Raw genomic sequence first — 24,050 nt, 5'->3', positions numbered from 1 at the left:
CTCAAAATTACTGGTGATATTTCAATCAATTAGAACGCCTATTTTAATGGGTCTCATATTGCCAAGTCATTCCACAAATGAGACTCATATTGCATATTTGGCACATCGGTCTATCACGTCTAAGTTCTAACCAAGGAAAAAAAGATTAATGACTCTGGGTGGTTTGAATGGCAGATGAGATTGTTTACGGAACGCAAGCTGACGACGCGATTGCAGGCTCTGCGCTCAACGATAAGATCTATGGTGGCTTGGGTGATGACGTGATCATTGCTGGTGGTGGTGACGATGTCCTGATGGGTAACGGCAGTGACACTGCGCCTTCCTCATCTGACGTTCAGCTATCACATGCGGATGACAGCAGCTTATTCAACATCCAAGGCGATGGGCCCATCAAGCTTGAGTTAAGCAGTATTGCTAGCTCGGCGGGTTTCAAAAGTAGCTTAGGGTACTACGTGATCGACGAAAATGGGCTCGTACTTGAAGCACATATCTTGGCAGATAATGTCAAAGAAGTATCTGGCGCTTCGGTGACAATCACACCTGCTTTAAACGCTGATGCTGTTGGTATGTTTCTCGTTCCCAATGGTTACAACGTTGGTTTTGACAACGGATCGGTCGAACTCGATCTTGTTTCTAGCCCCCCTCAAGTTATTCAAGATGGCGTTAGCGCCAATGTCTTTGTATCCAATTCAGAACTTAATGGCGACGGTGGAGACCACGAGCGATTTGATGGTGAAACATCGGGCTGGGAAGACTTATGGGGCTTAGGCGACCGCGATTATGATGATGTTCTGTTTGATGTTTCCGCTATCCAAACGGTTGTTAGCACGGACAACGACACCATAAACGCTGGCGAGGGTGATGACGTTGTTTATGGCGAAGAAGGCGATGATACGCTGCTTGGACAACGTGGTGATGATCTCCTGAACGGCGGTTCAGGTGATGACGTTCTCAAGGGCGGACGGGGAAGTGACGAATTACAAGGCGGCACGGGTGACGATCAACTCTTCGGTGGACGTGGCGCGGATAGCCTTTTTGGTGGTGACGGTAATGACACCTTAAATGGCGGTCGAGGTAACGATTTACTTCAAGGCGGCAATGGTGATGACACCTTGTCAGGTGGTAAAGGGCAAGATGAGATTTATGGCGCTCAAGGCGACGATATTCTGAATGGTGGCAATGGCGCAGATCGCCTGTTTGGCGGTGACGACAATGACACCGTAAGAGGCGGAAACGGCAATGACTACATCAAAGGTGATGCTGGCGATGATGCGTTGTTCGGTGGTAATGGCACAGATGAAATGAAAGGTGGCGACGGCAACGACACGCTGAACGGTGGCAGAGGCAGTGACGTTCTTTATGGCGACAATGCTGACAATGCTACCCGAGGCGATAACTTGCTCTTCAACGGTGACTTTGAAGCGTGGGGTGACGATGCCGGTGCGAAATGGGGCTTGTTCAATGATGAAGACGTTGCAGGTTGGAGTACGCCAGATAACGTTAAAATGGAACTGCAACAAGGCGGTTTCGGCGGTGGGCCATCTAATGACAACACCAACACGGTGATGGAGTTAGATACCAATAAGAACGCGACGGTGCAGCAGACGATCAATGTTGAATCCTTTGCTCAAAATGATGAAATCCCTCTTGAGCTGAGTTTCGATTACGCTAATCGCCACAAAGGCAGTGATACCGAAACGAGTCCTTTTTCTGTGACGATCACCGATCAAGGTGGCAATGTCATCTATAACCAATATTTTGATAATACGCAGTCAAATGCGAGCTTTGTGTCTTACGACGCCTTATTTGTCGTGCCAGTTGGCACAGAGAACATTACCGTTACGCTGCAAGGTGAAGGAAAATCGGACGGCTATGGCGCTCTTATCGACGGTATTTCGATTACTGAAATATACGAAACCGTCCAGGTCGATGGCATTGTTTATGAGTTCACTGGCAATGCGGATGTTATCAATGGTGGTAATGGCAATGACCGTATTTTCGGCGAAACGGGTAATGACACTTTAAATGGCGGTCGCGGTGCGGATTACCTGAATGGTGGCATTGGGGATGATGTGCTTGCCGGTGGTCGTGGTAACGATGAATTGCAAGGTGGCCTCGGTAATGATGTTCTGAAGGGCGGTCTAGGTGCTGACGCGCTTTATGGCGGCGACGGTGACGATACGTTAAACGGTGGCAAAGGCCAGGATGTGCTCCAAGGCGGAAATGGCGGTGACATTGCCCGTGGAGGACAGGGCAACGATGAGGTTTATGGTGGCAGCGGTAATGACCAACTCTATGGCGGCCTCGGCGCTGACCGGCTCTTTGGTGGTGCTGACGATGATGCTATTTATGGCGGTAAAGGCAGCGATTACCTAAAAGGCGATGCGGGTGACGATACCTTAAACGGCGGCCGAGGCAACGATGAACTTAAAGGCGGCACGGGTAACGATGCGCTTTACGGCGGTGCTGGTAAAGATGTGCTTCGCGGTGAAGACGGTAACGACACGCTAAATGGTGGTCTTGGCAATGATGAATTGCAGGGCGGGATCGGTAGTGATGTGCTGAACGGCGGCTTAGGCGCTGATGCCCTTTATGGCGGCGATGGTGAAGACACCTTGAATGGTGGCAAAGGTAAAGATGTGCTCCAAAGCGGTAATGGCGATGACATTGCCCGTGGAGGACAGGGCAACGATGAGGTTTACGGCGGTAGCGGCAATGACCAGCTATACGGTGGCCTCGGCGCTGACCGGATCTTTGGTGGGGCTGACGATGATGCCATTAATGGCGGTAAAGGCAGTGATTACCTGAAAGGCGATGCTGGCGATGATGTGTTAAACGGTGGTCGTGGCAACGATGAATTGAAAGGTGGTACAGGCGACGATGCACTCTATGGCGGTTTAGGTAATGATCTACTGATTGGCGAATCCGGCGACGATATGCTTGTTGGCGGCAAAGGCGCAGATGAATTGGACGGCGGCGAAGGCAATGACACGTTAAACGGCGGTCGAGGCAATGACGTTATTCACGGTGATGAAGGCAACGATGTCTTGTTGGGTGGTCGTGGTAACGATGAACTCCAAGGCGGTGAAGGAAACGATACACTGAAAGGCGGCCTTGGTGCTGACAAGCTCTACGGCGCTGAAGGAAACGACAATATCTCCGGTGGAGAGGGTAACGACATTGCTTACGGTGGTGTTGGCAACGACATCGTCAAAGGTGGCAAAGGCGATGATACCTTGTCAGGCAGTGAAGGTGACGATGTTGTCTTTGGTGGTGATGGCAACGATAAATTGTCTGGCGCTAATGACAATGACACACTGGTCGGTGGTCGCGGTAATGACGATATTAATGGCGGTAGCGGTGACGACTTGATGCTAGGTGGTGACGGCAATGACGTTCTGTCTGGCAGCAGCGGCAGTGATATTGCTTATGGTGGTGAAGGAAACAACGCCATTCAGTTAGGCAGCGGCAATAACGTCGTCGCCTATGACGGCAAGGGTAATGATACGGTTGTCGATTTCAGTGCGAGAGATGACAAAATCGTTATACCTCGTTCAATTGGCATGCTGTCACTTGCAGCGCTTGGCTTGGCTCAAGATGGGGCGGATACCGTGCTTACCATTGGTGATTATTCGCTTCGACTGGAAAACGTCGATGTGGAAGACATCACTGAAAGTAATATCGAGTTTGTCAGCGATGAAGACTTTGCTGAGATGCTCAGTGTCGACAGTGTGCTTGCAGTTGAAGAGCAAGCTGTTGTCGCTCAGCTTGACGGCAGTTTCCTTGCAACAGGTAGTCTGCTGAGTGAAGACAATACGATTGGCCACTGGCATATTAAATCCATACAACTTGATAGCACCGTTTATGAAGTGTCAGATTCAACGGTCGTGATTCAAACTGAGCATGGTGAGTTGACTGTGTTTGGTAAAGACGACCCTCGTCACATTGAAGGTGAATACGCCTACCATCTCAATTCTAGTGCCGTAGCAGAAGAAGCGCTGGAGCACTTCGATCTGAAACTGGAAAACGATATTGGTGATATGACAGACGCGACCTTCGATATCGTGGCGGGAGAAGACGCAGACGATGTCCTCAATGACCTCGCATTTGACGCTGTCATCGACGGTACGGCTGGCAACAACTTACTGGTGGGTAACAGCGATGACAATGAGATTAATGGTTTTGCAGGTAACGATATAATTGATGGTGGCCTGGGCAACGACCTGATTTCGGGCGGAGCGGGATCTGACAGCATGTATGGTGGTGAAGGATCAGATACCTTCGTCTTCCTCAAACAAGATGGAGGTGAGGGGACTGTTGATGTCATCCAGGATTATTCGCCGTCTCTCGACCTGCTCGATTTCAGTGACTTACTCGATACCATCGAAAGCGAAGACCTCAGCAGTTACCTTGTTGCTTTGGAAAACAACGAGGAAAACGAAGCAACATTGTCTCTCGCATCGAACGGTGAAGATGTTGACCAACAAATCACCTTCAGCAATTTGTCGGTAGCTGATTTGGCTGATGCGTTCGACATGCCAGTGAATTCAACAGGACAAGATGTGATCAGTAATATGCTGGAAGAGAATAAGATCCTCATTAACAGCTTCTAGATGTGTCTGCTGAACAATAAAGTGTTCAGCGAGATAGTGACACAAATAAAAACCCCGGCGATGTCGCCGGGGTTTGTTTTTCTAAGTGGGGATTATTTGTCCGCTTTCATGGCGATACGAATGCACCATGCAGCGCCACCCCAAGTGATGCCAAAACCTATTAGCATCATAATGATTGCACCTGTTGTCATGCGTTAGCCTCCTGTGCTTCTGCTGAATTTTTAGCAGGCGAAGAAACGATATTGATGATGACACCAACAGCAATCAGTGCCGCCGTTAATCCCCAACCCAACATCAGTAGGTCGCTTTGTGCGTAACCGCCGTAACCTTCGTTGAACGTGTTCACAAGGTTTGTACCAACGATCCAAGCCAGCATCAGTGGGCTAACAAAGCGAACACACACTTCTAGCCATGCGCCAACAGAGAACTCAGATACCTTATTAACGTAAGCGCGGATGTCGGAGACTTTCACCAACCAGCCGATAATCACCAGCTCAATCAAGCAGCTCGCCAACAACGCCACGTTATTCATGAAGTAATCGACCAGATCCAGCAGCAATAGACCGCCGTTGGTTGCAAACGCCATGGAAATAACCGCACCGATACCACATACCGAAGAGGCTGCGACTTTACGACTAACATTTAGCTTATCGATGATGGCAGAGGTCACCGCCTCAATGATAGAGATGTGCGAGCTAAGACCCGCTACAACCAGCGCCAGGAAGAACACAGGGCCAAGGATGTAAGGAGCCGGTAACAGGTTAATCGCTTGTGGCAATGTCACGAACGCCAAACCAACACCACCGCTGACGACTTCGGTTACTGCTTTCCCTTGTTCCAAGGCCATGTAGCCAAGAATAGAGAAGATAAGTACACCCGCAAGGATGGAGAAACCACAGTTGATCAGAACAGTCATGAACGCATTGTTTGTGACGTCAGACTTCTTCGGCAGGTAGCTTGAGTACGCCAACATGATGGCGAAACCAACAGACAGTGTGAAGAAGATCTGGCCGTATGCTGCTGACCATACCTTAGTGTCAGTCAGTTTGCTGAAATCAGGCGTAAACAAGTAATTTAAGCCATCAACAGCACCCGGTAGGAAAGCAACGCGCAGTACAAGCAGCAGAACCATAACAAACAGTAAAGGCATCATGATCTTGCTAGCACGTTCGATACCGCCTTTCACGCCTGTGAATACAGCCGCAAAGGTGATCGCCCAAGCCAGTGCCATTGGCAAGGCAATGTGCAACTGCCAGTTACCTAAGTTACTTGGTGAGTTATCACCTAGCTTCAGATACTCACTGAAGAAGAAGGCATTGGTATCAGTGCCCCAGCTCTGATCGAATGCAAAGCCAACGTAAGACATTGCCCAACCGATAACCGCTACATAATACACCGCGATGGTGGCGGCAATACCGACTTGGAACCAACCTAACCATTCAAACTTGGTGTTTAGCTTTGAAAATACGACAGGTGCAGAACCGCGAAGTTTATGGCCAAGACCAAACTCCATGATCATAAAGGGAATACCAGCAGTCAGCATCGCAAAAAGGTAAGGAACAAAGAATGCGCCACCGCCGTTTTCATAAGCCATATACGGGAAACGCCAAATATTTCCCAATCCAATTGCAGAGCCCACTGCCGCAAGAATAAAGCCTGCGCGTGAACCCCATTGTTCTCTTTTCATAACGTCTCCTTGTTGTTGAGAACACCAGTCCTTTTTCCCCATGCAGTTGTTTGTTAACGCAAGTGGGAGGTGTTTTGCTTCATGATGCCATTGTGGTTTTTGGTGATTATTTTCCAGAGGCACCAAAAGCAGGTGTGTATCAACGATCTTGTGTTTGTCATCTATTCCCATCACTCAAGACAAAATAATCATCTATTGGTGAGGTTATTAGCAGACTAAGCATTGGTAATAGGTAAATCAATAGCGCATATCTTTTATGTTTGTGCTGTTATCGTCCTAATAATTCCGATTTGTCGGGGTAGGGTAGGTTGATTGCCGATGTAAATAAACCATTAGTAGTTTATTACACTGAAGTTGTGATGGGTGTTAGTGGAAAGTTGTTATTTGGTAAAGCGATTTGATTGGTCTTATTTTAACCAAAATTTGAGGTTTGGGTCGAAATTGTTGCTTAGCGCTTAAATAGTAAGCTTATCATCGTTATTTCTCTGGTTTTATCCAGAGGATAAAAATTTATGGTTAAAATTTAATCATCATAACCGTCTAAATAATAGCGTGAAAAATTGTAATTATTCAAAATTGTTAACACTATGCGTGGTTAATGAAATGTTGCATTAATGGAGGTGTTTATACTCATTCTATATGTGCTCATAGTGCGCTTTTTTGTTGAATTTAGTCATAAATACAACGTAATTATGCATCCCGGCGAGTATTTCAAAACGTTTCATTAAGATGGCTGGCATAAAGCGAATTATACTGATTAGGCTAGGATATTAAGGGGTTTGCTTTGCGTCACAAATTGAAACAAATGATGCAAGAGAAGGACGATCTGAGATGGGGTTGTGAATATTCTGGCTTGCGCTGTTAAACTGCTTACATTATGAAGGTGTAAATTGTGTGTTATCAGTTATTTTTGGCAAGGAGAAGCAGAATGGATATTAACTTGAAAATCGCACTCGCCACCGTCTTCGTTGCACTTGGCGGTATTCTCACTTTTGCTTCGGTAGCAATCGTGTTTTCATAGCGTTTCGTTCCATAAATTGATGGCTCTGTGCGAGTAGCCCTAGGTACAATGTGAGTACCTGATTAAACCTTCTTGTTAGAGGTGATTGTGCAGAGCTCCCAAGACAGTGATCCACAAACGTCTTTCCCGTCTTCATTGGACTACATTCGTACGCCCTCAACGTCGACAACTGGCCGAAAAAAACGCATAGCCCTTGTTGCTCAAGGTGGGGGTCAGCGTGGCGTCTATACGGCGGGTGTTCTCGATAGCTTTCTCGATGCTGGCTTTGACCCTTTTGAAATCTATATCGGTACGTCCGCCGGTGCTTTGAACATCTCTTCTTATCTCACACGACAGCGTGGCTTTGGCCATCGTTTCATCACCGAGTACACCACGCAAGATCGTTTCTTCAATCTACTTAAATATGTGCGAAGACAACAGTTCATGGATTTAGATTGGGCGCTCGAAATCATGGGGCCAACACACCCCAGTGGTTTAGCGTTCGAGAAAGCGAAGGCCGTGTTAGCAAATCGCTATGCCTATGCTTGTGTCACGAACACCAAAACGTTGGAGCCTGATTACTTTCATCTTTTTGAAGATGATTGGATAAGCGTATTAAAAGCCACTTGTGCTATCCCGATGCTTTACCCGTCTAGTGTTCAAATCAGTGATCAATATTATGTTGATGGCGGGGTCAGCGGGGCCATTCCGGCGAGAGAAGCGTTTAACCGCGGTGCAGATGTCATCGTGGTGATCAGAACGGAACCCGTTGCTCAAGATAGAACCCACATCAGTTCTACTTTCATTGAAAACATTCGAAGCCGAGTGGAGACTCGATTGCCTGAGTATCTGACTCGTCTCAGCATGGATGATCGGTTTGAGCGGTTATCTGAATTTCATCAGCAACTGTCTTTGCGTTTGGAAGAGGTCAAGCTGCGCTACAAAGAACATTCACATGAGCCACTTTGGGCGAAACTAAAAGAAATGATGCCGAAGAGTGCGCACAAAAACGGAGGAAGGTGGCTTTACGGCGGTGATGCCATCTATCGGTTACACGCCATGTCCGGGCAGAAAGTGAATAGCGATATGTTGGAAATGATGACCAAGCACTTTCATAGCTATCAAGATGCCATTCATTTTATGTCTAATCCTCCACATCGTGCCGAATTGATTCAGATCTGTCCGAGCACACCGCTTGCGAGTAGTGCCTTGTTAAGCAAGCCTTTTCAACTAGAGCATGACTATCAAGATGGGTTAGTTGCGGGGCGTCGTTTTATTGATGAATATGCGTTAACCCTTAATGATGTTTCCACGGTCACACGCTAAAGTAGAAAGATAAACAAAAAATTGTTGTGCGGATATCAAGGAAGATACGTTGACCGAATTTGAAAAAATGCAGCAGGGCAAACCTTATAGCCCTGCTGATACAGAGCTCACCCAATTTCGATATGCCTCACGCAGGCTTTGCCAGCAACTGAATAACATTGATCCCGCCGATGCCGATGCGCAAGACATGGTCGTCACTAAATTGTTTGCCATCCGCGGTAAAGGACTTGCTGTTGAAGCGCCTTTTACATGTACCTACGGCATGAATATCCACATCGGAAACAACGTCGCCATTGGGCCAAACTGTACCCTGATTGATAGTGGTCATATTGAAATAGGCAATAACGTATTGATTGGTCCCGGAGTCGGGATTTACTCCATTACACAAAGTTTACTCCCGCTTGATGTTCAAAATGGAGAGCATGAAATTTCATTGCCTATAATTATTGGTAACAACGTAGTGATTGGTGGTAACAGTGTTATCAAAGCGGGTGTCTCGATCGGTGAAGGGGTCGTGGTTGAGGCGGGTTCCGTGGTTGATGGCGATATTGAGCCTTTTGCCGTAGTCGCTGGCAATCCAGCCGCCGTTATTCGGCGCTTACGCTGAGATGTTGGCAGTGCTTGACACTTCTGTTACGATTGCTCGCCACACCATTTGAAGTGTTACATTATAACAATTCTAGGATGATGGTGTTGCAGTATAGGGCAGTACATATTCGGCTAACACCGAAAAAAACAGAGAATTACAGTCGATGGCAAAAATTAGAGCACGAGTCCCGTTGAATGTTGGTATTGGGAGCAATATTCCAGCAGAAATCCTGTCATTTGACGGTCTGAACTCGGATCAAGAGCACGTCGCGATAATCTTCAGTAGTGCTGATCAGCAGCAGATCGCACCTCTGGTCAGAATGCATTCCGAGTGTCTCACCGGCGATGTCTTTCATTCTTCACGCTGCGATTGTGGCGAACAACTTGAAGAAACCATCCAGAAAATGGGCGAGCAGGGCGGTATTTTGCTGTATCTCCGCCAAGAAGGTCGTGGCATTGGGCTTTACAATAAACTGGATGCGTATGAGCTACAAAGCCAAGGAATGAATACTTACGAAGCCAATAATCATCTTGGTTTTCCGGATGATCTTAGAAGCTTTGAAGATGCCGCTGACATGCTTAAAGCATTGGATACCACCACAGTGCGTCTGATCACTAACAACCCGAAAAAGATAAAAGAGATACAAGAATACGGTATCAATCTCGAAGCGGTTGTTGGCACGCAAGCCCATATAAAAGATGGCAATAAAAAATACCTCAAAGCGAAAATTTCACACGGTCACCACAAGTTGTCCATTGATTAAGCAACTCAATGACAATGACCGAATAGTGTATTGATAGAGCGGGTATATGAATTCGTTTGAATGAGCAGCGCATGGCGCTGCTTTTTTTATGTACAGAGTTTGATTGGATTCTACCCAACGCTATATTGCCCATCGCTGATAAAACAAACGCATTAGAAAAACTAATCCTTTCTATGATTTCTTATCGTGTATGAAACACGTATTTTATGTTGTTTGATTCCGCTCTCACCACTACTATCTGCCAAAAATAAGCGTCGGCAACTGTATTTTCTGAATCCAAAAGTCACTTGGGTATCGCAATATCACTTCTCGAATCGCCGAATCGCATTAAAGAAACTTGTTAATTTTTGCTTGTCACGGGGAGCGCTGGTGATGTCTGCGACAACGCCTATATCTAGAATTCTACTCATGATCATCATTTTGGCTGCGGTCGGACAGATGACACAAACCATGTACATTCCATCAATGGCCTTGATGGCAGACGACTTTCAAGTTTCGCCTGCCATGCTTCAAGCGGTAATGGCGTGTTACTTGATTCCCTATGGCCTATCTCAGTTTGTTTATGGGCCGTTGTCTGATCGTTTTGGTCGAAAACCTATTATCTTGACAGGTCTTGTCATTTATCTGGTTGGTACCGTTATTACATTGGCAGCGTCGTCGTTTGACATGTTCCTTTTGGGCAGTGTGATCCAAGGAGCGGGTATTGGCAGCGGCGGAGCCATGGCGCGCACGTTAACCCGAGATTGCTTCGAAGGCAGCCGTTTACATCGCGCAAATAGCTTGGTCAGTGTCGGGTTGATTTTCTCCCCACTGATTGCTCCTGTGTTGGGTGGCTTCTTGAGTGAACACTTCCAGTGGCAAGCAAGTTATGTGTTCCTGTTTGTCTTGGCGGCAGTGGTGTATCTGATCATGTCCGTTTACTTTCAAGAGACTTTGCCGCCTGAAGCTCGTCGTCGTGATTCAGTGATCAAAAGCTATCACCATGTCATGAGTAATCGTCAGTTTCAGGGGTATCTAATTTGTCTGATCGCAGTGTTTTCGGGTATCTCGGTATTTGAAGCGGCAGCCGGTGTGATACTTGGCAGTACGCTAGCGCTGAGTGCAACCACAGTGAGTCTGTTGTTTGTCCTTCCTTTGCCTGGCTTTATGTTGGGTTCTTGGTTTTCGACCGTGATTGAAAGCCGCTGGTCGGCATCGAAATCTCTTTTACTGGGTTCAGTCATACTGCTACTTGGTGCGTTGATTGTATTTGTACCCGGTGTTAACGGTGTTATTACGATTGAAACCTTGATCGGTGGTGCGTTTGTGTACTTCATGGGCGCAGGTATCTTGTTTCCCGCAGCGACCACGGGTGCTGTGTCGCCGTTCCCTAGACATGCCGGCACAGCTGGAGCGGTGTTAGGTGGCGTGCAAAATATGGCGGCAGGCTTCTTCACACTGTTGGCGGCAAAAATGAACGTCAACGACCAGTTTTCACTGGGCGCAATTTTGCTGACCATGGCAGTGCTATCTGGCCTTGGGCTGCTACTGTGCCGCCGTCAAAAAATGGTGCCAGATTTGCCTGTCACTGCTTAACGGCCTGCTGCCTCGTCAAATTTACGTGCAATTCAGTTCGTGCTCGTGAGTACAAACGGCTCAGGCTAAAACACTAAAAAGCAGGGTATCCCTATGGGATTCCAGATTTTTTTGTTTTTCGCGAGCGTTGCGTAAAAGTAACCACACAAACGAAGATGATTTTTTTGCATGAAATAATTGCGACGGAAATCAAATTCGGGCAGTCTGTACGCCCTGTAGCGGAGTCTGAGAGGAAAAGGAGGTCCATATTCACTCCCGCTGAGTTAATCAGATAGGCGGTAAACACGCAATGAATTCAAACAGACAGTCAGATTGGCTGGGTCACCCTCGCGGCTTGTTCCTTCTGTGCGGCACAGAATTGTGGGAACGTTTCTCTTTCTACGCCATGCGCGCCATTTTGGTGCTTTACCTCACTGATAAAACAATCAACGGCGGTCTCGGATGGACGACACAAGACGCGCTGAATCTCTATGGTATCTATACCGGTTTAGTTTACCTGACCCCTGTGTTGGGTGGATGGCTGGCGGATAACTTCCTCGGTCAGCGCCGCTCGATCATCATTGGTGGTGCACTGATGGCCATCGGGCAGTTCACACTGGCCTTGCCAAATAGCGTTATTGACCCATTTGAACTGCAAGCCTTTTATGTGGGTTTGGGCTTCTTGATTGTCGGGAACGGTTTATTTAAACCCAATATTTCAACCATGGTTGGTCAACTGTATGGGGAAGGAGATAACCGTCGAGACGGCGCGTTCACTATCTTCTACATGGGTATCAACTTGGGTTCGTTGCTGGCCGGGATCATTGCGGGAACAGCATCAATCCATTACGGATGGAAAGCAGGTTTTCTATGCGCAGGCGTAGGTATGCTGCTCTCTCTAGTTGTTCAATTGCTGTTTGCCAATCGTTTATTGGGCAAGATTGGCGTTGAACCTGCGGCAGTGGAACAGCGCCGCCAGTCTGGTTCAACACAAAAGCAACCGCTGACAAAAGTGGAACGTGATCGCCTTAAAGTCATCCTAGTAATGAGCTTGTTTGTGATCATTTTCTGGGCGGGATTTGAACAAGCGGGTGGTTTGATGAATATTTATTCTCAAGACTACACCAACCGAATGCTGGGTAGTTTTGAAGTGCCTGCGGCTTGGTTCCAATCTCTGAACCCTATGTTCATCATTGTTTTTGCACCACTTCTGGCGTTATTTTGGCGTCGACTGGGTGCGAGTGAACCGAGTTCACCGATTAAATTCGCCATGGCGATGGGCTTCTTGTCGTTGGGATTTGTGTGCATGATCGGTGCTGCCCTTCAACAAGGTGCTGACATGTCCATTAAAGCGTCAATGTGGTGGTTAGTCGGAGCCTACTTCTTCCATACACTTGGCGAGCTGTGTTTGTCGCCGATAGGGCTGTCTTTGATCACTAAGCTGGCACCATTGAGACTGATGTCAGTTATGATGGGCACATGGTTCTGCGCGAATGCTGTGGCGAACTATGTGGCGGGGTTTGTTGGAAGCCATGTTGGAGATGCGGGTCCTTTGGCCATTTTCAGTGGTATTGCGATCACGTCAGCCGTGGCCGGTGTTTTACTGATTCTGTGCTCGAACAAGCTTGTTAGTTGGATGCACGGTGCGGAAGGTGCGTCAGCACTAATTGACGAAACCATGACAGAAGCAGACAAAACGTTAACAGAAAAACCTGCGGTTGTAGCGTAACCTTATTATTAATTATATAGGCCATCGCCAGATGGCCTATATGTCGACCTCCCCATACATTAAATGGGCAAGGTCACAAATGGCGAGTTATCCATACAGAAATCAGTCATCAGTACTGATTGGACTGCCATGCGTTTCTCATACTGCCTCAGCCTTTCCTGCTTGCAGGTTAATTTTTCGCCACATCTAGGCCTTATATTCCCATTAAATGCGGCCTCCAGCCTTGCTCCGATCTAATCGATCAACCAATCTGTCATGGAAGTATCTGAGGCGCAATCGAGAAAGTGCATTAAGAATTTGTGTTAGAGATGTTGTAGGCGCCCACCTAAATACTCACATACGTGAAACTATCAATAGGACAACTATTCGGAGAAAAAGGCCAAACCTGTTGTGAAGCAGGGACGGAAAGTTGCGGATCTCTTTGATGTTGATGATAAAGAGATGGCTGTGCTGCCTCTTGCTTTGGTTAGCAAATAAGAGGAACAAATAATGGCGAATATCATAGGTACAGGCGGTGTTGATCAACTTAATGGCACCCTCGATGATGATTATATTGAAGGCCGTGCAGGGGATGATGTCATTTATGGTGATGTAGGATCTTCTTCAGGAAACGGTTCAACGGGCGCAGTGTTCATCTTGGGTGACGATTTTAGTGCTGCAAGTGGTGATTTCTACTATTTCTCAAACTTCCCCCCAACGCTTAATTTCACCGGTTCGACGACCACTGCTACGTTCAACGATGACGATGCCCAGCTGAATGGCGATGATGCGTGCAATGAGTACTCAGATGACAAATCTCAGACTGTTGAAATTGGCGGTCAAGAGTATGGCGTCAACGTTGATTTCGGCCTGAAATACTGCGATGCATCTGGCAACATTTACACCTTTGCAGTGGTTGATGTTGATACCAATGGTTCTGGCAACCATTGGGGAGAAACTGGTGAAAGCGGTAAGATGCTGATCCAAGTCGATGGCCCAGAAATTACGGGCAGCACGCAGTTATCTCTTGTTCCAAACTCTTACCACAACATTAGTAGCTTAGATTACTCGTCAATCACTGAACCTGAGCCAGTTGACCCAACAGTTGGTGGTGATGATGTGATCACTGCTGGTGATGGAGATGACACTGTCTATGGTCAGGGCGGAGATGACTACATTGAAGGCGACAACGGTCAAGATTCGCTGTATGGCGGGGAAGGCGACGATGTTATCTACGGCAATACTGCGTCTCCAAACTTTAACGCCGACCCGTGTGTAAATGTATTCCAGATGGGTAATGACTTCACCAAGCCTTCAGGTGGTGAGTTCCATACCTTCTGTTTCCCAGACAAACTCGCGTTTGATGGTAGTTCAACCAAAGTGACTTTCCAAGATGATGATGGAAAGCTAAATGGCGACAACTACTGTAACGAATATTCCGACGACAAGACGCAAACAGTGACCATCGACGGCAATACGTATTCCGTTAACCTCGATTACACGCTGAAATACTGCGATACCGAAGGTAATGTCTACAAGTTTGCAATCATCGACGTTGATCTAGATGGCAATGGTCATCACTACAGCAACCTTAATGAAAACGGTAACCTTCTTCTTCAACTTGAAGGCCCTGAAATCACAGCGTCGACCCAGTTGTCTTTGGTACCCAACTCATACTGCAATATCAATGAGATTGATTATTCATCCATTTCTGAAGAAACGACCCAAATATCTAACGATGAAGATTTCATAGATGGCGGTGCAGGCAATGACACCATCTATGGTCAGTGGGGCGATGATGAGATCCATGGCGGCACCGGCGATGATGTCATCTATGGCGGTCAAATTGGTCGTCAAACACTTGATCTCGACCGTGGCGCTGATGGCTATTGGGATGTAAGTAATGGCGATGCTGTTACGTTAGATCTGTCTAATATCACTTCAAGCGCGTCTTACAGTAACAGTGTTGGTTACTACGTATTGGACGAAAATGGCAATGTGCTGGCGGCATACGTCATGGCTGACAACGCCAAGTTGGATAGTGCGGCGCAAGCAGTTATCGATGTTGAAGGCGCGGCGAAAATCGGCCTATTCATCATTCCAGATGGCGACACAAAAGGCTTCAACGAGGGTGAAATTACGCTGAGCTTTGCCAGCGGTAGCCCTGTGTTTGGTCAAGGTGGCCTGACCGCAGGTGGTTATGTGTCTGAAACCGGTAAAAACGGTGACCGCCTAGATCATGAAATCAATTCTGGTGAAAACTCTTGCTGGGAAGATCTGTGGTGCCTTGGCGACAAAGACTTTAACGACGTTGTGATGAAAGTGAACGCAACGCAGGTCGTTGAAGAAAGTGATGCTGATACGATTTATGGTGAAGAAGGCAACGACACCATTTATGGTGGCGATGACAATGACCACATCATGGGGGGTGTGGGTGACGATGTTCTGTTTGGCCAAAAAGGCGACGATATCATCGAAGGTGGTGAAGGTAACGACCGAATCTTTGGTGGTGTTGGTAAAGATGAACTTTATGGCGGTGCAGGCGACGATTACTTGGATGGCGGCCCTGGCAGCGATGTGAAAATTGATGGTGGTACAGGTGTTGATGAATACCGTGGTAGTGCGGGTGACGATGTCTTTATCTTCGGTGAAGATGACTTTGTTGGCCTGAGTGTCACGAATTCTGCAGGCAGAGTCGTTAACAAATCCATGTACAACGCGGACAATGGTTTTGACCAAATGCTGGTTAATGGCGATGCAAATGTCGATTTTACCGGTGTTTCCTACCAGTCTGACTCGTCGATCACGGGTAACGTGATGGCACAAATTGAAGCAGTCATTGGTGACGAAGGTGATCAAGTTATCACTATCAACCCAAATGAAATCTGGTCTCAATCTGACGCACCATTTGGTGAAGACTTGGGTACACCAGACGATTGGGATGGTTTCATCGCGCACCTTGGTGCCGGTGATGACAGCTTTAACCTCAATGGTACGCCTTGGAGCTATGACGCGAGTGGTACAGTGAATGCGCCAATCTCAGCCGAGATGATCAGCATTCTAGGGTTGAGTAATGCACAGGTTGGAGAGTTGAATGCGTATGTCTTCACACACGATAATCTTGATCGCACCATCACAGTTTGGACTGACGCAGAAGATGTGACGCTAAATGGTGTTGATATTTTCTAGCTGTTTAACTGAGAAGACTGCTTGTCAACAAGCGACATAATAAAAAGGGAGGAACAAAGTGTTCCTCCCTTTTTTTGATCGCGCAACACGGTGCTGTGTATCAACGCTGTTTATATCTGAGCAGCGACTCAATCCATTGTCTCGTTTTCCAAATACAGCACGGTGGCGGCAACACGAGAATCAACGTTGAGTTTTTTTAGTAGGTTTTTGAGGTGAACTTTTACTGTTGCCTCTGAAATGTATAGGCTCTCAGCGATCTGTTTGTTACGAAGCCCTTTGGCGACTTGTTGCAGTATTTGTAACTCTCGCTCAGTCAGATGGGTGAGCGGGGAAGCGTTTTTTTCGTTATTAGCGAGGTTGGCTTCTACCTCCTTGCTGAACGCTTTTTTCCCCGTCATGGCAACTTTCAGTTTTTCAATCAATTCTTCCGGTTCGCTGTCTTTCAGCAAATATCCATCAGCCCCAGCTTGGATAATGGCATGAATATCATTAGGGCTATCAGATACTGTCAGTATTACGATGGTTGCTGTGCAGCCTTCATACCGGAGGGCTTTCAGAGTATCCAATCCAGACAGGCCTTTCATGTTGAGGTCGAGAACAATTAAGTCGGGCTTTGATCGAGAGACTTCTGCGATGGCATCTGTTCCATTGCTTGCTTCAGACACTGTATTGAACTCAGGCTCAAACTTTAACAGTTGTGATATACCCTTTCGCATCAGTGGGTGGTCATCAACAAGCAGTACATTCCATGTATTCATAAGAACAATCTCCTAGGCGAAGTCAAATGTCAGTACAACACGGCAACCTTGTGAAGTCGCCGAAAGGATTTGGATGTTACCCCCTAGCATTTTAGAGCGCTCTTGCATGATGTTGAGACCATAGTGATTGGGTTTTTCATCAGTAGGGCAAAAGCCTATACCATCATCCTTGATTTCGACATAAGCATGGTTGTCGTGTTGATGACAGCGAATCGAGATCGTACTGGCGTCGGCATGTTTAATTGCGTTAATACAAGCCTCGCGAATAATCTGCAGAAGGTGCATTTGGTGCTGCACGTCCATGGAAAGTGTGTCCAATGTCGATGACATTGTGATTTCCGCGCTTGTTTGACCTTTCAACGCCACCACCATTTCGTTTAGCGCTAAGCCAAAATCACTGTGTGACAACGATAATCGAAACGCATTGAGTAGTTCTCGTAATTGATCATAAGCAATGCGCAGTTGCTCGCCGATCTCTTCGGCAATGGATTCGCATTCTTTTGCATCGGATCGTTGTAAATGCCGCTTGAGTAAACTGGTCTGAATTTTAAGGTAAGAAAGCGATTGAGCAATGGAATCGTGAAGTTCGCGCGCCAATGTCGCACGCTCTTCCATCACCGCCAAATGCATTGCTTGCTTTTGCGCATGATTGTAATGCACACCGCGCGCGAGAATGGATGCAATATTCTCGAGAAGCACCGAATCAACAACGTCATCTTTACCTTGCCACATTAATGTTCCAAGCGCTTCGTCGTCCAAACGCAAAGGCAGGGAGTGCCAATGTTGGTCGTCTGCCTTTCCTGCACGTATTTGCCATTCTGATTGATTGGGGCTTGTCACGGTAAGTGTCAATGCCGAGATGCCATCGGCTTGCATTGAGATATCGAGAATATTTTCGAAGCTTTGTCGTGTCAAAAGACTCGATGAAAGCTGGGTTGAGCAATCATAAAGTACGTTCAGTGAACGATTGGCTTTGGTTAATTTGTGAGTTTTTGACTCAATTCTGAATTCAAGATTGGCATAGAGTTCTTTGAGTTCACTCGCCATGATGGCAAAACTTTTTGATAGCACACCAAGTTCATTGTTTCTTGTTGGTGGTAGTGCGACGTCAAAAATTCCATTCTGAATTCGCTGGCTCGCCGTTACTAGCATGTTCAATGGCTGGACGATGCGTCGTTGTGTGTACTGAATTAAAAACAGCACCAAGGCTAAGATCACGCCCAACCCAATACTGCCAACCAGAGCCAACACTTGAAGCTTATTTTCAGAGTGCTGCTGAAGCGTAAAGACGAACTGATCAATGTCGTTGACGAATAATCCTACTTGCTCAAGGTAAAACGCTCGGTCTGGGCCTTGAAGCTCAGGTCGAAGAAGTAGCCAGCGCGAAATTAATGCGTTGTAACGATCTCGTATTTCCTGAGGAACCGCAATATTATCAATGAGTTGAAGCTCAGGGGAAAGTATTGATTGTTCAAAGGATTCAATGTGTTCAGGTAAGCGAGGGGAATCACGGACAATGTCATACGCAATGCGATAACTTTGCATTCGCAGTGAGCCAGAAGTGTTGATGGCCGCGGCGTCATTGAGGCTCGAAGCAAGAGAGATAATGGAGAAACCCGTGATCATCACCGCCAGCAAAAGCATGGCGATCAGAGATCGTGCCACGATGGTAGTAACCGATTGTTTAACTGTTATTTCCGTTATTTCGTTAGCCATAAAATTTCAGAGTCTGACCGTGATGGTTTAATAATGTGACGCGTGCCATGAGCGAAAATTGATCTAGCGCAATAGACCCCTCTATATACCCCTTTAGGGGTATATAACCTATTCCTAATTATCTCTAACGTGACATCAGAAAGACGTGAAATATTGAAATTACACGTGTTATAGGTTGAAGGTTAAAATGGTAGACCAACGTCGTCGCTTCTTTTTACGAAGCGCTCAGAGTTCCCAGCAACAGCCATTACCTTGGATAAGTGACAGCGAGCTGTTTACCGAGCATTGTACGCGATGTGGAGAATGCCAGCGCGCATGCGAAGAAAATATCATTGTCGCCGGTGATGGTGGCTTCCCTTCGATAGACTTCAATAAAGGAGAATGCACGTTTTGTTATGAATGTGCACAGCATTGCCCCGAACCGTTATTTCTTCCTGAAACACACCTCCCTTGGAAGCAAGTCGTCTCGATTAAAGACAGCTGCTTAGCCAAACAGAATATTGAATGTCGCAGTTGCAGCGATGCATGTGATACCCGAGCAATTCGTTTTCAACATCGATTGGGAAGTGTTGCACAACCCGAGATTCAAATTAGCGACTGTAGCGGGTGTGGTGCATGTATTGCGCCATGTCCAGTCAATGCCATCTCCATGGAGCAACACCCATGAATGAATATCACGTTACTAGCCTTGTTGTGCACGCAGCAGCAGATCAAACAGAACAAGTAAAAGTACGCATTGAGGCACTGCCGGGCACTGAAGTGCCTGCCATGAATGAGATTGGGAAATTGGTCGTGGTGGTGGAAGGGGAAAGTCGCGGCGCACTGTTAGACATTTTCGAACAAATTAAAGCGTTGCCGGGGGTCCTTGCAGCAACGTTAGTTTTTCATCAGGTTGAGAATGAATCGACTGAAAACAAAATTGAAGGAGTCGGGCAATGACACTGACACGCAGGAAATTTCTTAAAGCGAACGCAGCCGCAGCTGCTGCTACCGCCGCGGGCATCACGATTCCCGTTTCTGTTGCCCATGCGGCGGGAAATGATGAGCAAGTTAAATGGGATAAAGCACCGTGCCGCTTTTGTGGTACAGGCTGTGGCATTCTTTTGGGGACCCAAAACGGGCGCATCGTCGCCTCACAAGGTGATCCAGAAGCGCCGGTAAACCGCGGTCTAAGCTGCGTGAAAGGGTACTTCTTGCCGAAAATAATGTACGGCAAAGATCGCCTCACTCAACCTTTATTACGCAAAAAGAACGGCGTGTATGACAAAGAAGGTGAGTTCACCCCAGTCAGTTGGGATGAAGCACTGGATTTAATGGCTGAGAAATTCACTACAGCGATTCAGACAAATGGCCCAACAACTGTCGGTATGTTTGGTTCTGGCCAGTGGACCGTGTGGGAAGGCTATGCAGCGTCAAAACTGATGAAAGCAGGTTTCTTGACAAACAACATTGACCCGAATGCCCGTCACTGTATGGCATCGGCGGTTGTTGGCTTCATGCGTACCTTCGGTATGGATGAACCAATGGGTTGTTATGACGACATAGAACAAGCCGATGCGTTTGTGCTGTGGGGCTCTAACATGGCAGAGATGCACCCAATCCTTTGGTCTCGCTTAGCTGATCGTCGTTTATCCGCGAATCATGTCAAAGTTGCAGTGCTCTCCACCTATGAGCACCGCAGCTTTGAGCTCGCTGACAATGGCATGATTTTCACACCACAAACTGACTTGGCCATTCTTAACTACATTGCCAACTACATCATTCAAAACGACAAAGTCGATAAAGACTTTGTCGCGAAACACGTTAACTTCCGCCAAGGTGCAACAGATATTGGTTATGGCCTTCGCCCGACCAATCCGCTTGAACAGAACGCAAAAAATGCTGGCAGTGGCGCGTCAGATCCGATCGACTTCGATGCGTTTGCCAAATTTGTCGCTGATTACGACGTTGAATCTGTGTCCAAGCTGTCAGGTGTGCCCGAAGACCAACTGATTGCACTCGCAGAGCTTTATGCCGACCCGAAAGTAAACGTAGTGTCTTATTGGACGATGGGCTTTAACCAGCACACACGTGGCGTGTGGGCGAACAACCTTTGCTACAACATTCATCTTCTGACGGGTAAGATTTCTAAGCCAGGTTGTGGCCCATTCTCGCTGACAGGCCAGCCTTCTGCGTGTGGAACAGCGCGTGAAGTGGGTACGTTCTCTCACCGTCTGCCTGCTGACATGGTAGTGAATAATCCCAAGCACCGTGCATTTGCAGAAGCAAAATGGAAACTGCCGGAAGGCACGATCCCACCAAAACCCGGATATCACGCCGTGCTGCAAGATCGCATGTTGAAAGACGGCAAGCTCAACGTGTACTGGGTGATGTGTAACAACAACATGCAGGCAGGCCCAAATATCAATGAAGAGCGTTTGCCGGGTTATCGCGACCCACGCAATTTCATCATTACGTCTGACCCTTATCCAACCGTCACCGCCATGGCGTCTGATTTGATTCTGCCAACAGCGATGTGGGTAGAGAAAGAGGGCGCTTACGGTAACGCCGAACGCCGTACTCAGTTTTGGTATCAACAAGTGAAAGCGCCAGGCGAAGCAAAGTCTGATTTGTGGCAATTGGTTGAGCTTTCTAAGCGCATCAAGGTTGCTGATGTTTGGCCTGCAGATTTGATTGCCAAACAACCTGATTTTCAAGACAAAACCTTGTACGACATTTTGTTTGCGAATGGGCAAGTCAACCAATATGGGTTGGATGAAATTCCAGCAGACCGCCTGAATGATGACGCTCGCGATGCGGGATTCTATATCCAGAAAGGCTTGTTTGAAGAATATGCGGCATTTGGTCGCGGCAAAGCCCATGACCTCGCACCCTTTGAGGTTTACCACAAAGAGCGCGGTTTGCGCTGGCCTGTGGTTGATGGCAAAGAAACGTTGTGGCGCTACGCAGAAGGGCACGACCCGTATGTGAAAGCGGGTGAAGGTTTTGCGTTCTACGGTAAGCCTGATAAAAAAGCCGTTATTTTTGCGTTGCCATATGAACCAGCGGCAGAAGAACCTGATGCAGATTATGACCTGTGGTTGTCGACTGGCCGCGTATTGGAACATTGGCATACCGGTACGATGACACGACGCGTGCCAGAGCTTTACAAGGCGTTCCCTGATGCGGTTGTCTTCATGCACCCACTGGATGCCAAGAAACGAGGGCTACGTAGAGGCGATGCGGTGAAAGTGATCTCACGTCGTGGTGAAGTTGCCACACACGTTGAAACGCGTGGACGTAACCGTGTGCCAGAAGGATTGGTGTTTATGCCATTTTTCGATGCAGGACAACTGGTTAATAAGCTAACACTGGATGCGACGGATCCGCTTTCGAAAGAAACGGATTATAAAAAATGTGCGGTCAAGATCGTCAAGGTTTGATCCCGCAGCCAGTGTGAAACACCCAATAACTGTGCATGTTGCTGATAGGAATACAGCAACATGCATTAGCAGAATGATTTGATTCCGAAAGGATCCGAGCATGAAAAAGAAAATCACGTTTACGCTGTTACTTGCCGCGCTGATCAGCACAATGGCAGTCGCGCAGGTCACCTCTTTAAGAGGCGATCAAGAGATTGGTGCTAATAACGAGGTGCCAAACATTAAAACCGTTCCAAAAAATCAGGATCGCTTTGCGCTTAACTATGTGAACCAGCCACCTATGGTGCCCCATGCTGTTGATGGCTATCAGGTTAATCAGTCTAATAACGCGTGTCTGCAATGCCACGATGTCGATGTTTATCGTAAAACTGGCGCTCCACGTATTAGTCCTACGCACTTTATGGACCGAGATAATAAAGTGCTGACAGAAGTGTCTGCTCGTCGTTATTTCTGTCTACAGTGCCATGTTCCTCAGGTGCAAACGGAAGTGTTGGTAGAGAACGAGTTTGTTCCTGCTGGCAAATTTGGACAGTAGGGGGAGTCGGGATGAAATTACCGGGATTTATCACTAAAGCGTGGAAATGGTTTCGAACACCCAGCCATTTTGCTATTGGCACTGTTCTCATTTTGGGCTTTGTTGCAGGCATAGTGTTCTGGGGTGGTTTTAACACGGGCATGGAGATGACCAACCGAGAAGAGTTCTGTATTGGTTGTCATGAAATGCAAGAGAACGTGTATCAAGAATACGTGGGCACCATTCACTACAGCAACCGCAGTGGCGTGAGGGCAACATGCCCAGATTGTCATGTGCCAAAAGAATGGGGGCCGAAAATGATTCGCAAAATTCAGGCAAGTAAAGAGCTCTATGCCAAAGCGTTTGGCATTGTGTCGACGCCACAGAAATTTGAAGACCACCGTTTGGAAATGGCGACACGTGAGTGGAATCGCATGGAGGCTAATAACTCACAAGAATGCCGAAACTGCCATAACTTTGAATTTATGGATTTTAGCGCGCAAAAATCAGTAGCAGCCAAAGTGCATGATAGAGCTGAAGAAGCAGGACAGACGTGTATTGATTGCCACAAAGGGATTGCGCATAAGTTACCGCGTAATCATGATGCAGGTAAAGAATTCAAATTCTCAGCCTCAGGTAACTAAATCAGTTTTGTGCCCATGTGTTGCGGTGATACGTGACGTTTAGGCATAAAGAAAATGCGTATAAAGACAAGAAGGCCAGCGTTATGCTGGCCTTCTTCTTTTGGTCTTAGTTAGGCTGCGCGCTTCCAGAGTAAGTGACAGAATTTCTGCTCTGTGTCGCGACTCACCAACATGCGAACCAGCACATCATTCAATTCGTCTTCATTGGCTAAACCAATGCGAACTTCGACAAAAGTATCGCGATCAACGTCAAACCCGACGTGTTCTTCCCAATCTGCGCTGGCTTCGACCGCAATGGCTGCGCCATCTTCGTCGAAACGTGCTTGATAGGCGAGAAGATCGTCATAATCTAGGTTGTCTTCAGCCATTTCATAAAAAATCTCAAAGGCAGTTTCTAGCGTTTCGTCGATAGAAAGTAGGGAAGCGTCCATGGTGATTCCTGGTTGGTATAAACAGGCGGCATTATATACCCAAGCTACCTTAAATTGAACGTGATGAGCGACGCTGAATCCTGCCTTCTGAGGTCGAATGGCGATATCTCAGTGAGGTCCAAATATAGTTTCTAGT

At 47.2% G+C, this 24,050-nt stretch carries 18 protein-coding genes and 1 riboswitch; of the genes, 13 read left to right on the top strand and 5 right to left on the bottom strand.

What is annotated here, in order from left to right; translation table 11 throughout:
* Positions 1–167: 167 nt before the first annotated feature.
* Positions 168–4,613 carry a calcium-binding protein gene (locus A1OO_RS18250; RefSeq protein ID WP_017003991.1) on the top strand — a complete coding sequence of 1,482 codons (4,446 nt, stop codon included), beginning with the start codon at positions 168–170 and terminating at the stop codon, positions 4,611–4,613.
* Between the two features lie 92 nt (positions 4,614–4,705).
* On the opposite strand, the gene A1OO_RS23360 is transcribed toward A1OO_RS18250, so the two are convergent.
* Both A1OO_RS23360 and A1OO_RS18245 read right to left on the bottom strand, forming a co-directional pair.
* Positions 4,706–4,804 (bottom strand): MetS family NSS transporter small subunit, encoded by a 99-nt coding sequence (locus A1OO_RS23360; protein ID WP_016958249.1) that lies wholly within the window; start codon positions 4,802–4,804, stop codon positions 4,706–4,708.
* Positions 4,801–6,300, bottom strand: a complete 1,500-nt coding sequence (locus tag A1OO_RS18245) for a sodium-dependent transporter (protein WP_016958248.1) — start codon at positions 6,298–6,300, stop codon at positions 4,801–4,803. Before A1OO_RS18245 ends, A1OO_RS23360 begins: the two co-directional genes overlap by 4 nt.
* 928 nt (positions 6,301–7,228) lie before the next feature.
* On the opposite strand from A1OO_RS18245, the gene A1OO_RS23355 reads away from it, so the two are divergent.
* From A1OO_RS23355 to A1OO_RS18215, 7 genes are all read left to right on the top strand, one after another.
* Positions 7,229–7,321 carry a YnhF family membrane protein gene (locus A1OO_RS23355; RefSeq protein ID WP_016958247.1) on the top strand — a complete coding sequence of 31 codons (93 nt, stop codon included), beginning with the start codon at positions 7,229–7,231 and terminating at the stop codon, positions 7,319–7,321.
* A gap of 87 nt (positions 7,322–7,408) precedes the next feature.
* A complete protein-coding gene (locus A1OO_RS18240; protein WP_016958246.1) occupies positions 7,409–8,626 on the top strand; it encodes a patatin-like phospholipase family protein in 1,218 nt (405 codons plus the stop codon).
* A 49-nt stretch (positions 8,627–8,675) separates the two neighbouring features.
* Positions 8,676–9,233 carry a sugar O-acetyltransferase gene (locus tag A1OO_RS18235; protein ID WP_017003990.1) on the top strand — a complete coding sequence of 186 codons (558 nt, stop codon included), beginning with the start codon at positions 8,676–8,678 and terminating at the stop codon, positions 9,231–9,233.
* A gap of 145 nt (positions 9,234–9,378) precedes the next feature.
* Positions 9,379–9,978, top strand: a complete 600-nt coding sequence (locus A1OO_RS18230; protein ID WP_016958244.1) for a GTP cyclohydrolase II — start codon at positions 9,379–9,381, stop codon at positions 9,976–9,978.
* 372 nt (positions 9,979–10,350) lie between these two features.
* Positions 10,351–11,553, top strand: coding sequence for a multidrug efflux MFS transporter EmrD (gene emrD, locus A1OO_RS18225; protein WP_026023942.1), 1,203 nt, complete (start codon positions 10,351–10,353; stop codon positions 11,551–11,553).
* 289 nt (positions 11,554–11,842) lie between these two features.
* On the top strand, positions 11,843–13,261 hold the full coding sequence (locus A1OO_RS18220) for a peptide MFS transporter (protein WP_016958241.1): 1,419 nt from the start codon (positions 11,843–11,845) through the stop codon (positions 13,259–13,261).
* A 368-nt stretch (positions 13,262–13,629) separates the two neighbouring features.
* Positions 13,630–13,719, top strand: a riboswitch (cyclic di-GMP riboswitch).
* 31 nt (positions 13,720–13,750) lie between these two features.
* The gene (locus A1OO_RS18215; RefSeq protein WP_017003988.1) at positions 13,751–16,429 is read left to right on the top strand and encodes a DUF4114 domain-containing protein; all 2,679 of its coding nucleotides are present in this window, start codon (positions 13,751–13,753) and stop codon (positions 16,427–16,429) included.
* A 128-nt stretch (positions 16,430–16,557) separates the two neighbouring features.
* On the opposite strand, the gene A1OO_RS18210 is transcribed toward A1OO_RS18215, so the two are convergent.
* On the bottom strand, positions 16,558–17,187 hold the full coding sequence (locus A1OO_RS18210; protein WP_016958239.1) for a response regulator: 630 nt from the start codon (positions 17,185–17,187) through the stop codon (positions 16,558–16,560).
* 12 nt (positions 17,188–17,199) lie between these two features.
* Complete coding sequence (gene narQ, locus A1OO_RS18205) at positions 17,200–18,903, bottom strand: nitrate/nitrite two-component system sensor histidine kinase NarQ (RefSeq protein ID WP_016958238.1); 1,704 nt, start codon at positions 18,901–18,903, stop codon at positions 17,200–17,202.
* Positions 18,904–19,090: 187 nt separating this feature from the next.
* Here narQ and napF point away from each other — a divergent pair, with 187 nt between their 5' ends.
* The 5 genes from napF to napC all read left to right on the top strand — a co-directional run bounded on the left by napF (position 19,091) and on the right by napC (position 23,483).
* Positions 19,091–19,570, top strand: a complete 480-nt coding sequence (napF, locus tag A1OO_RS18200) for a ferredoxin-type protein NapF (RefSeq protein ID WP_016958237.1) — start codon at positions 19,091–19,093, stop codon at positions 19,568–19,570.
* The gene (locus A1OO_RS18195; protein ID WP_016958236.1) at positions 19,567–19,842 is read left to right on the top strand and encodes a chaperone NapD; all 276 of its coding nucleotides are present in this window, start codon (positions 19,567–19,569) and stop codon (positions 19,840–19,842) included. The genes napF and A1OO_RS18195 overlap by 4 nt, the downstream gene beginning before the upstream one ends.
* Entirely contained in the window at positions 19,839–22,325 is a 2,487-nt protein-coding gene (gene napA, locus A1OO_RS18190) for a nitrate reductase catalytic subunit NapA (protein WP_017003987.1), read from the top strand. Before A1OO_RS18195 ends, napA begins: the two co-directional genes overlap by 4 nt.
* A 100-nt stretch (positions 22,326–22,425) precedes the next feature.
* Entirely contained in the window at positions 22,426–22,860 is a 435-nt protein-coding gene (locus A1OO_RS18185) for a nitrate reductase cytochrome c-type subunit (protein ID WP_017003986.1), read from the top strand.
* 11 nt (positions 22,861–22,871) lie between these two features.
* Complete coding sequence (napC, locus tag A1OO_RS18180; protein ID WP_016958233.1) at positions 22,872–23,483, top strand: cytochrome c-type protein NapC; 612 nt, start codon at positions 22,872–22,874, stop codon at positions 23,481–23,483.
* A 110-nt stretch (positions 23,484–23,593) separates the two neighbouring features.
* On the opposite strand, the gene A1OO_RS18175 is transcribed toward napC, so the two are convergent.
* Entirely contained in the window at positions 23,594–23,914 is a 321-nt protein-coding gene (locus A1OO_RS18175) for an HI1450 family dsDNA-mimic protein (protein WP_017003985.1), read from the bottom strand.
* Between the last annotated feature and the right edge of the window lie 136 nt (positions 23,915–24,050).

This window comes from Enterovibrio norvegicus FF-33 (genome assembly GCF_000286835.2).
Classification (GTDB): Bacteria; Pseudomonadota; Gammaproteobacteria; order Enterobacterales; family Vibrionaceae; genus Enterovibrio; species Enterovibrio norvegicus_A.
This window is presented reverse-complemented; position numbering and strand designations above follow the sequence as displayed.

Coding starts and splice junctions, on each gene's coding strand:
- A1OO_RS18250 (WP_017003991.1), top strand. CDS start 168: ATGGCAGATGAGATTGTTTACGGAACGCAAGCTGACGACGCGATTGCA.
- A1OO_RS23360 (WP_016958249.1), bottom strand. CDS start 4,804: ATGACAACAGGTGCAATCATTATGATGCTAATAGGTTTTGGCATCACT.
- A1OO_RS18245 (WP_016958248.1), bottom strand. CDS start 6,300: ATGAAAAGAGAACAATGGGGTTCACGCGCAGGCTTTATTCTTGCGGCA.
- A1OO_RS23355 (WP_016958247.1), top strand. CDS start 7,229: ATGGATATTAACTTGAAAATCGCACTCGCCACCGTCTTCGTTGCACTT.
- A1OO_RS18230 (WP_016958244.1), top strand. CDS start 9,379: ATGGCAAAAATTAGAGCACGAGTCCCGTTGAATGTTGGTATTGGGAGC.
- emrD (WP_026023942.1), top strand. CDS start 10,351: ATGTCTGCGACAACGCCTATATCTAGAATTCTACTCATGATCATCATT.
- A1OO_RS18220 (WP_016958241.1), top strand. CDS start 11,843: ATGAATTCAAACAGACAGTCAGATTGGCTGGGTCACCCTCGCGGCTTG.
- A1OO_RS18215 (WP_017003988.1), top strand. CDS start 13,751: ATGGCGAATATCATAGGTACAGGCGGTGTTGATCAACTTAATGGCACC.
- A1OO_RS18210 (WP_016958239.1), bottom strand. CDS start 17,187: ATGAATACATGGAATGTACTGCTTGTTGATGACCACCCACTGATGCGA.
- narQ (WP_016958238.1), bottom strand. CDS start 18,903: ATGGCTAACGAAATAACGGAAATAACAGTTAAACAATCGGTTACTACC.
- napF (WP_016958237.1), top strand. CDS start 19,091: ATGGTAGACCAACGTCGTCGCTTCTTTTTACGAAGCGCTCAGAGTTCC.
- A1OO_RS18195 (WP_016958236.1), top strand. CDS start 19,567: ATGAATGAATATCACGTTACTAGCCTTGTTGTGCACGCAGCAGCAGAT.
- napA (WP_017003987.1), top strand. CDS start 19,839: ATGACACTGACACGCAGGAAATTTCTTAAAGCGAACGCAGCCGCAGCT.
- A1OO_RS18185 (WP_017003986.1), top strand. CDS start 22,426: ATGAAAAAGAAAATCACGTTTACGCTGTTACTTGCCGCGCTGATCAGC.
- napC (WP_016958233.1), top strand. CDS start 22,872: ATGAAATTACCGGGATTTATCACTAAAGCGTGGAAATGGTTTCGAACA.
- A1OO_RS18175 (WP_017003985.1), bottom strand. CDS start 23,914: ATGGACGCTTCCCTACTTTCTATCGACGAAACGCTAGAAACTGCCTTT.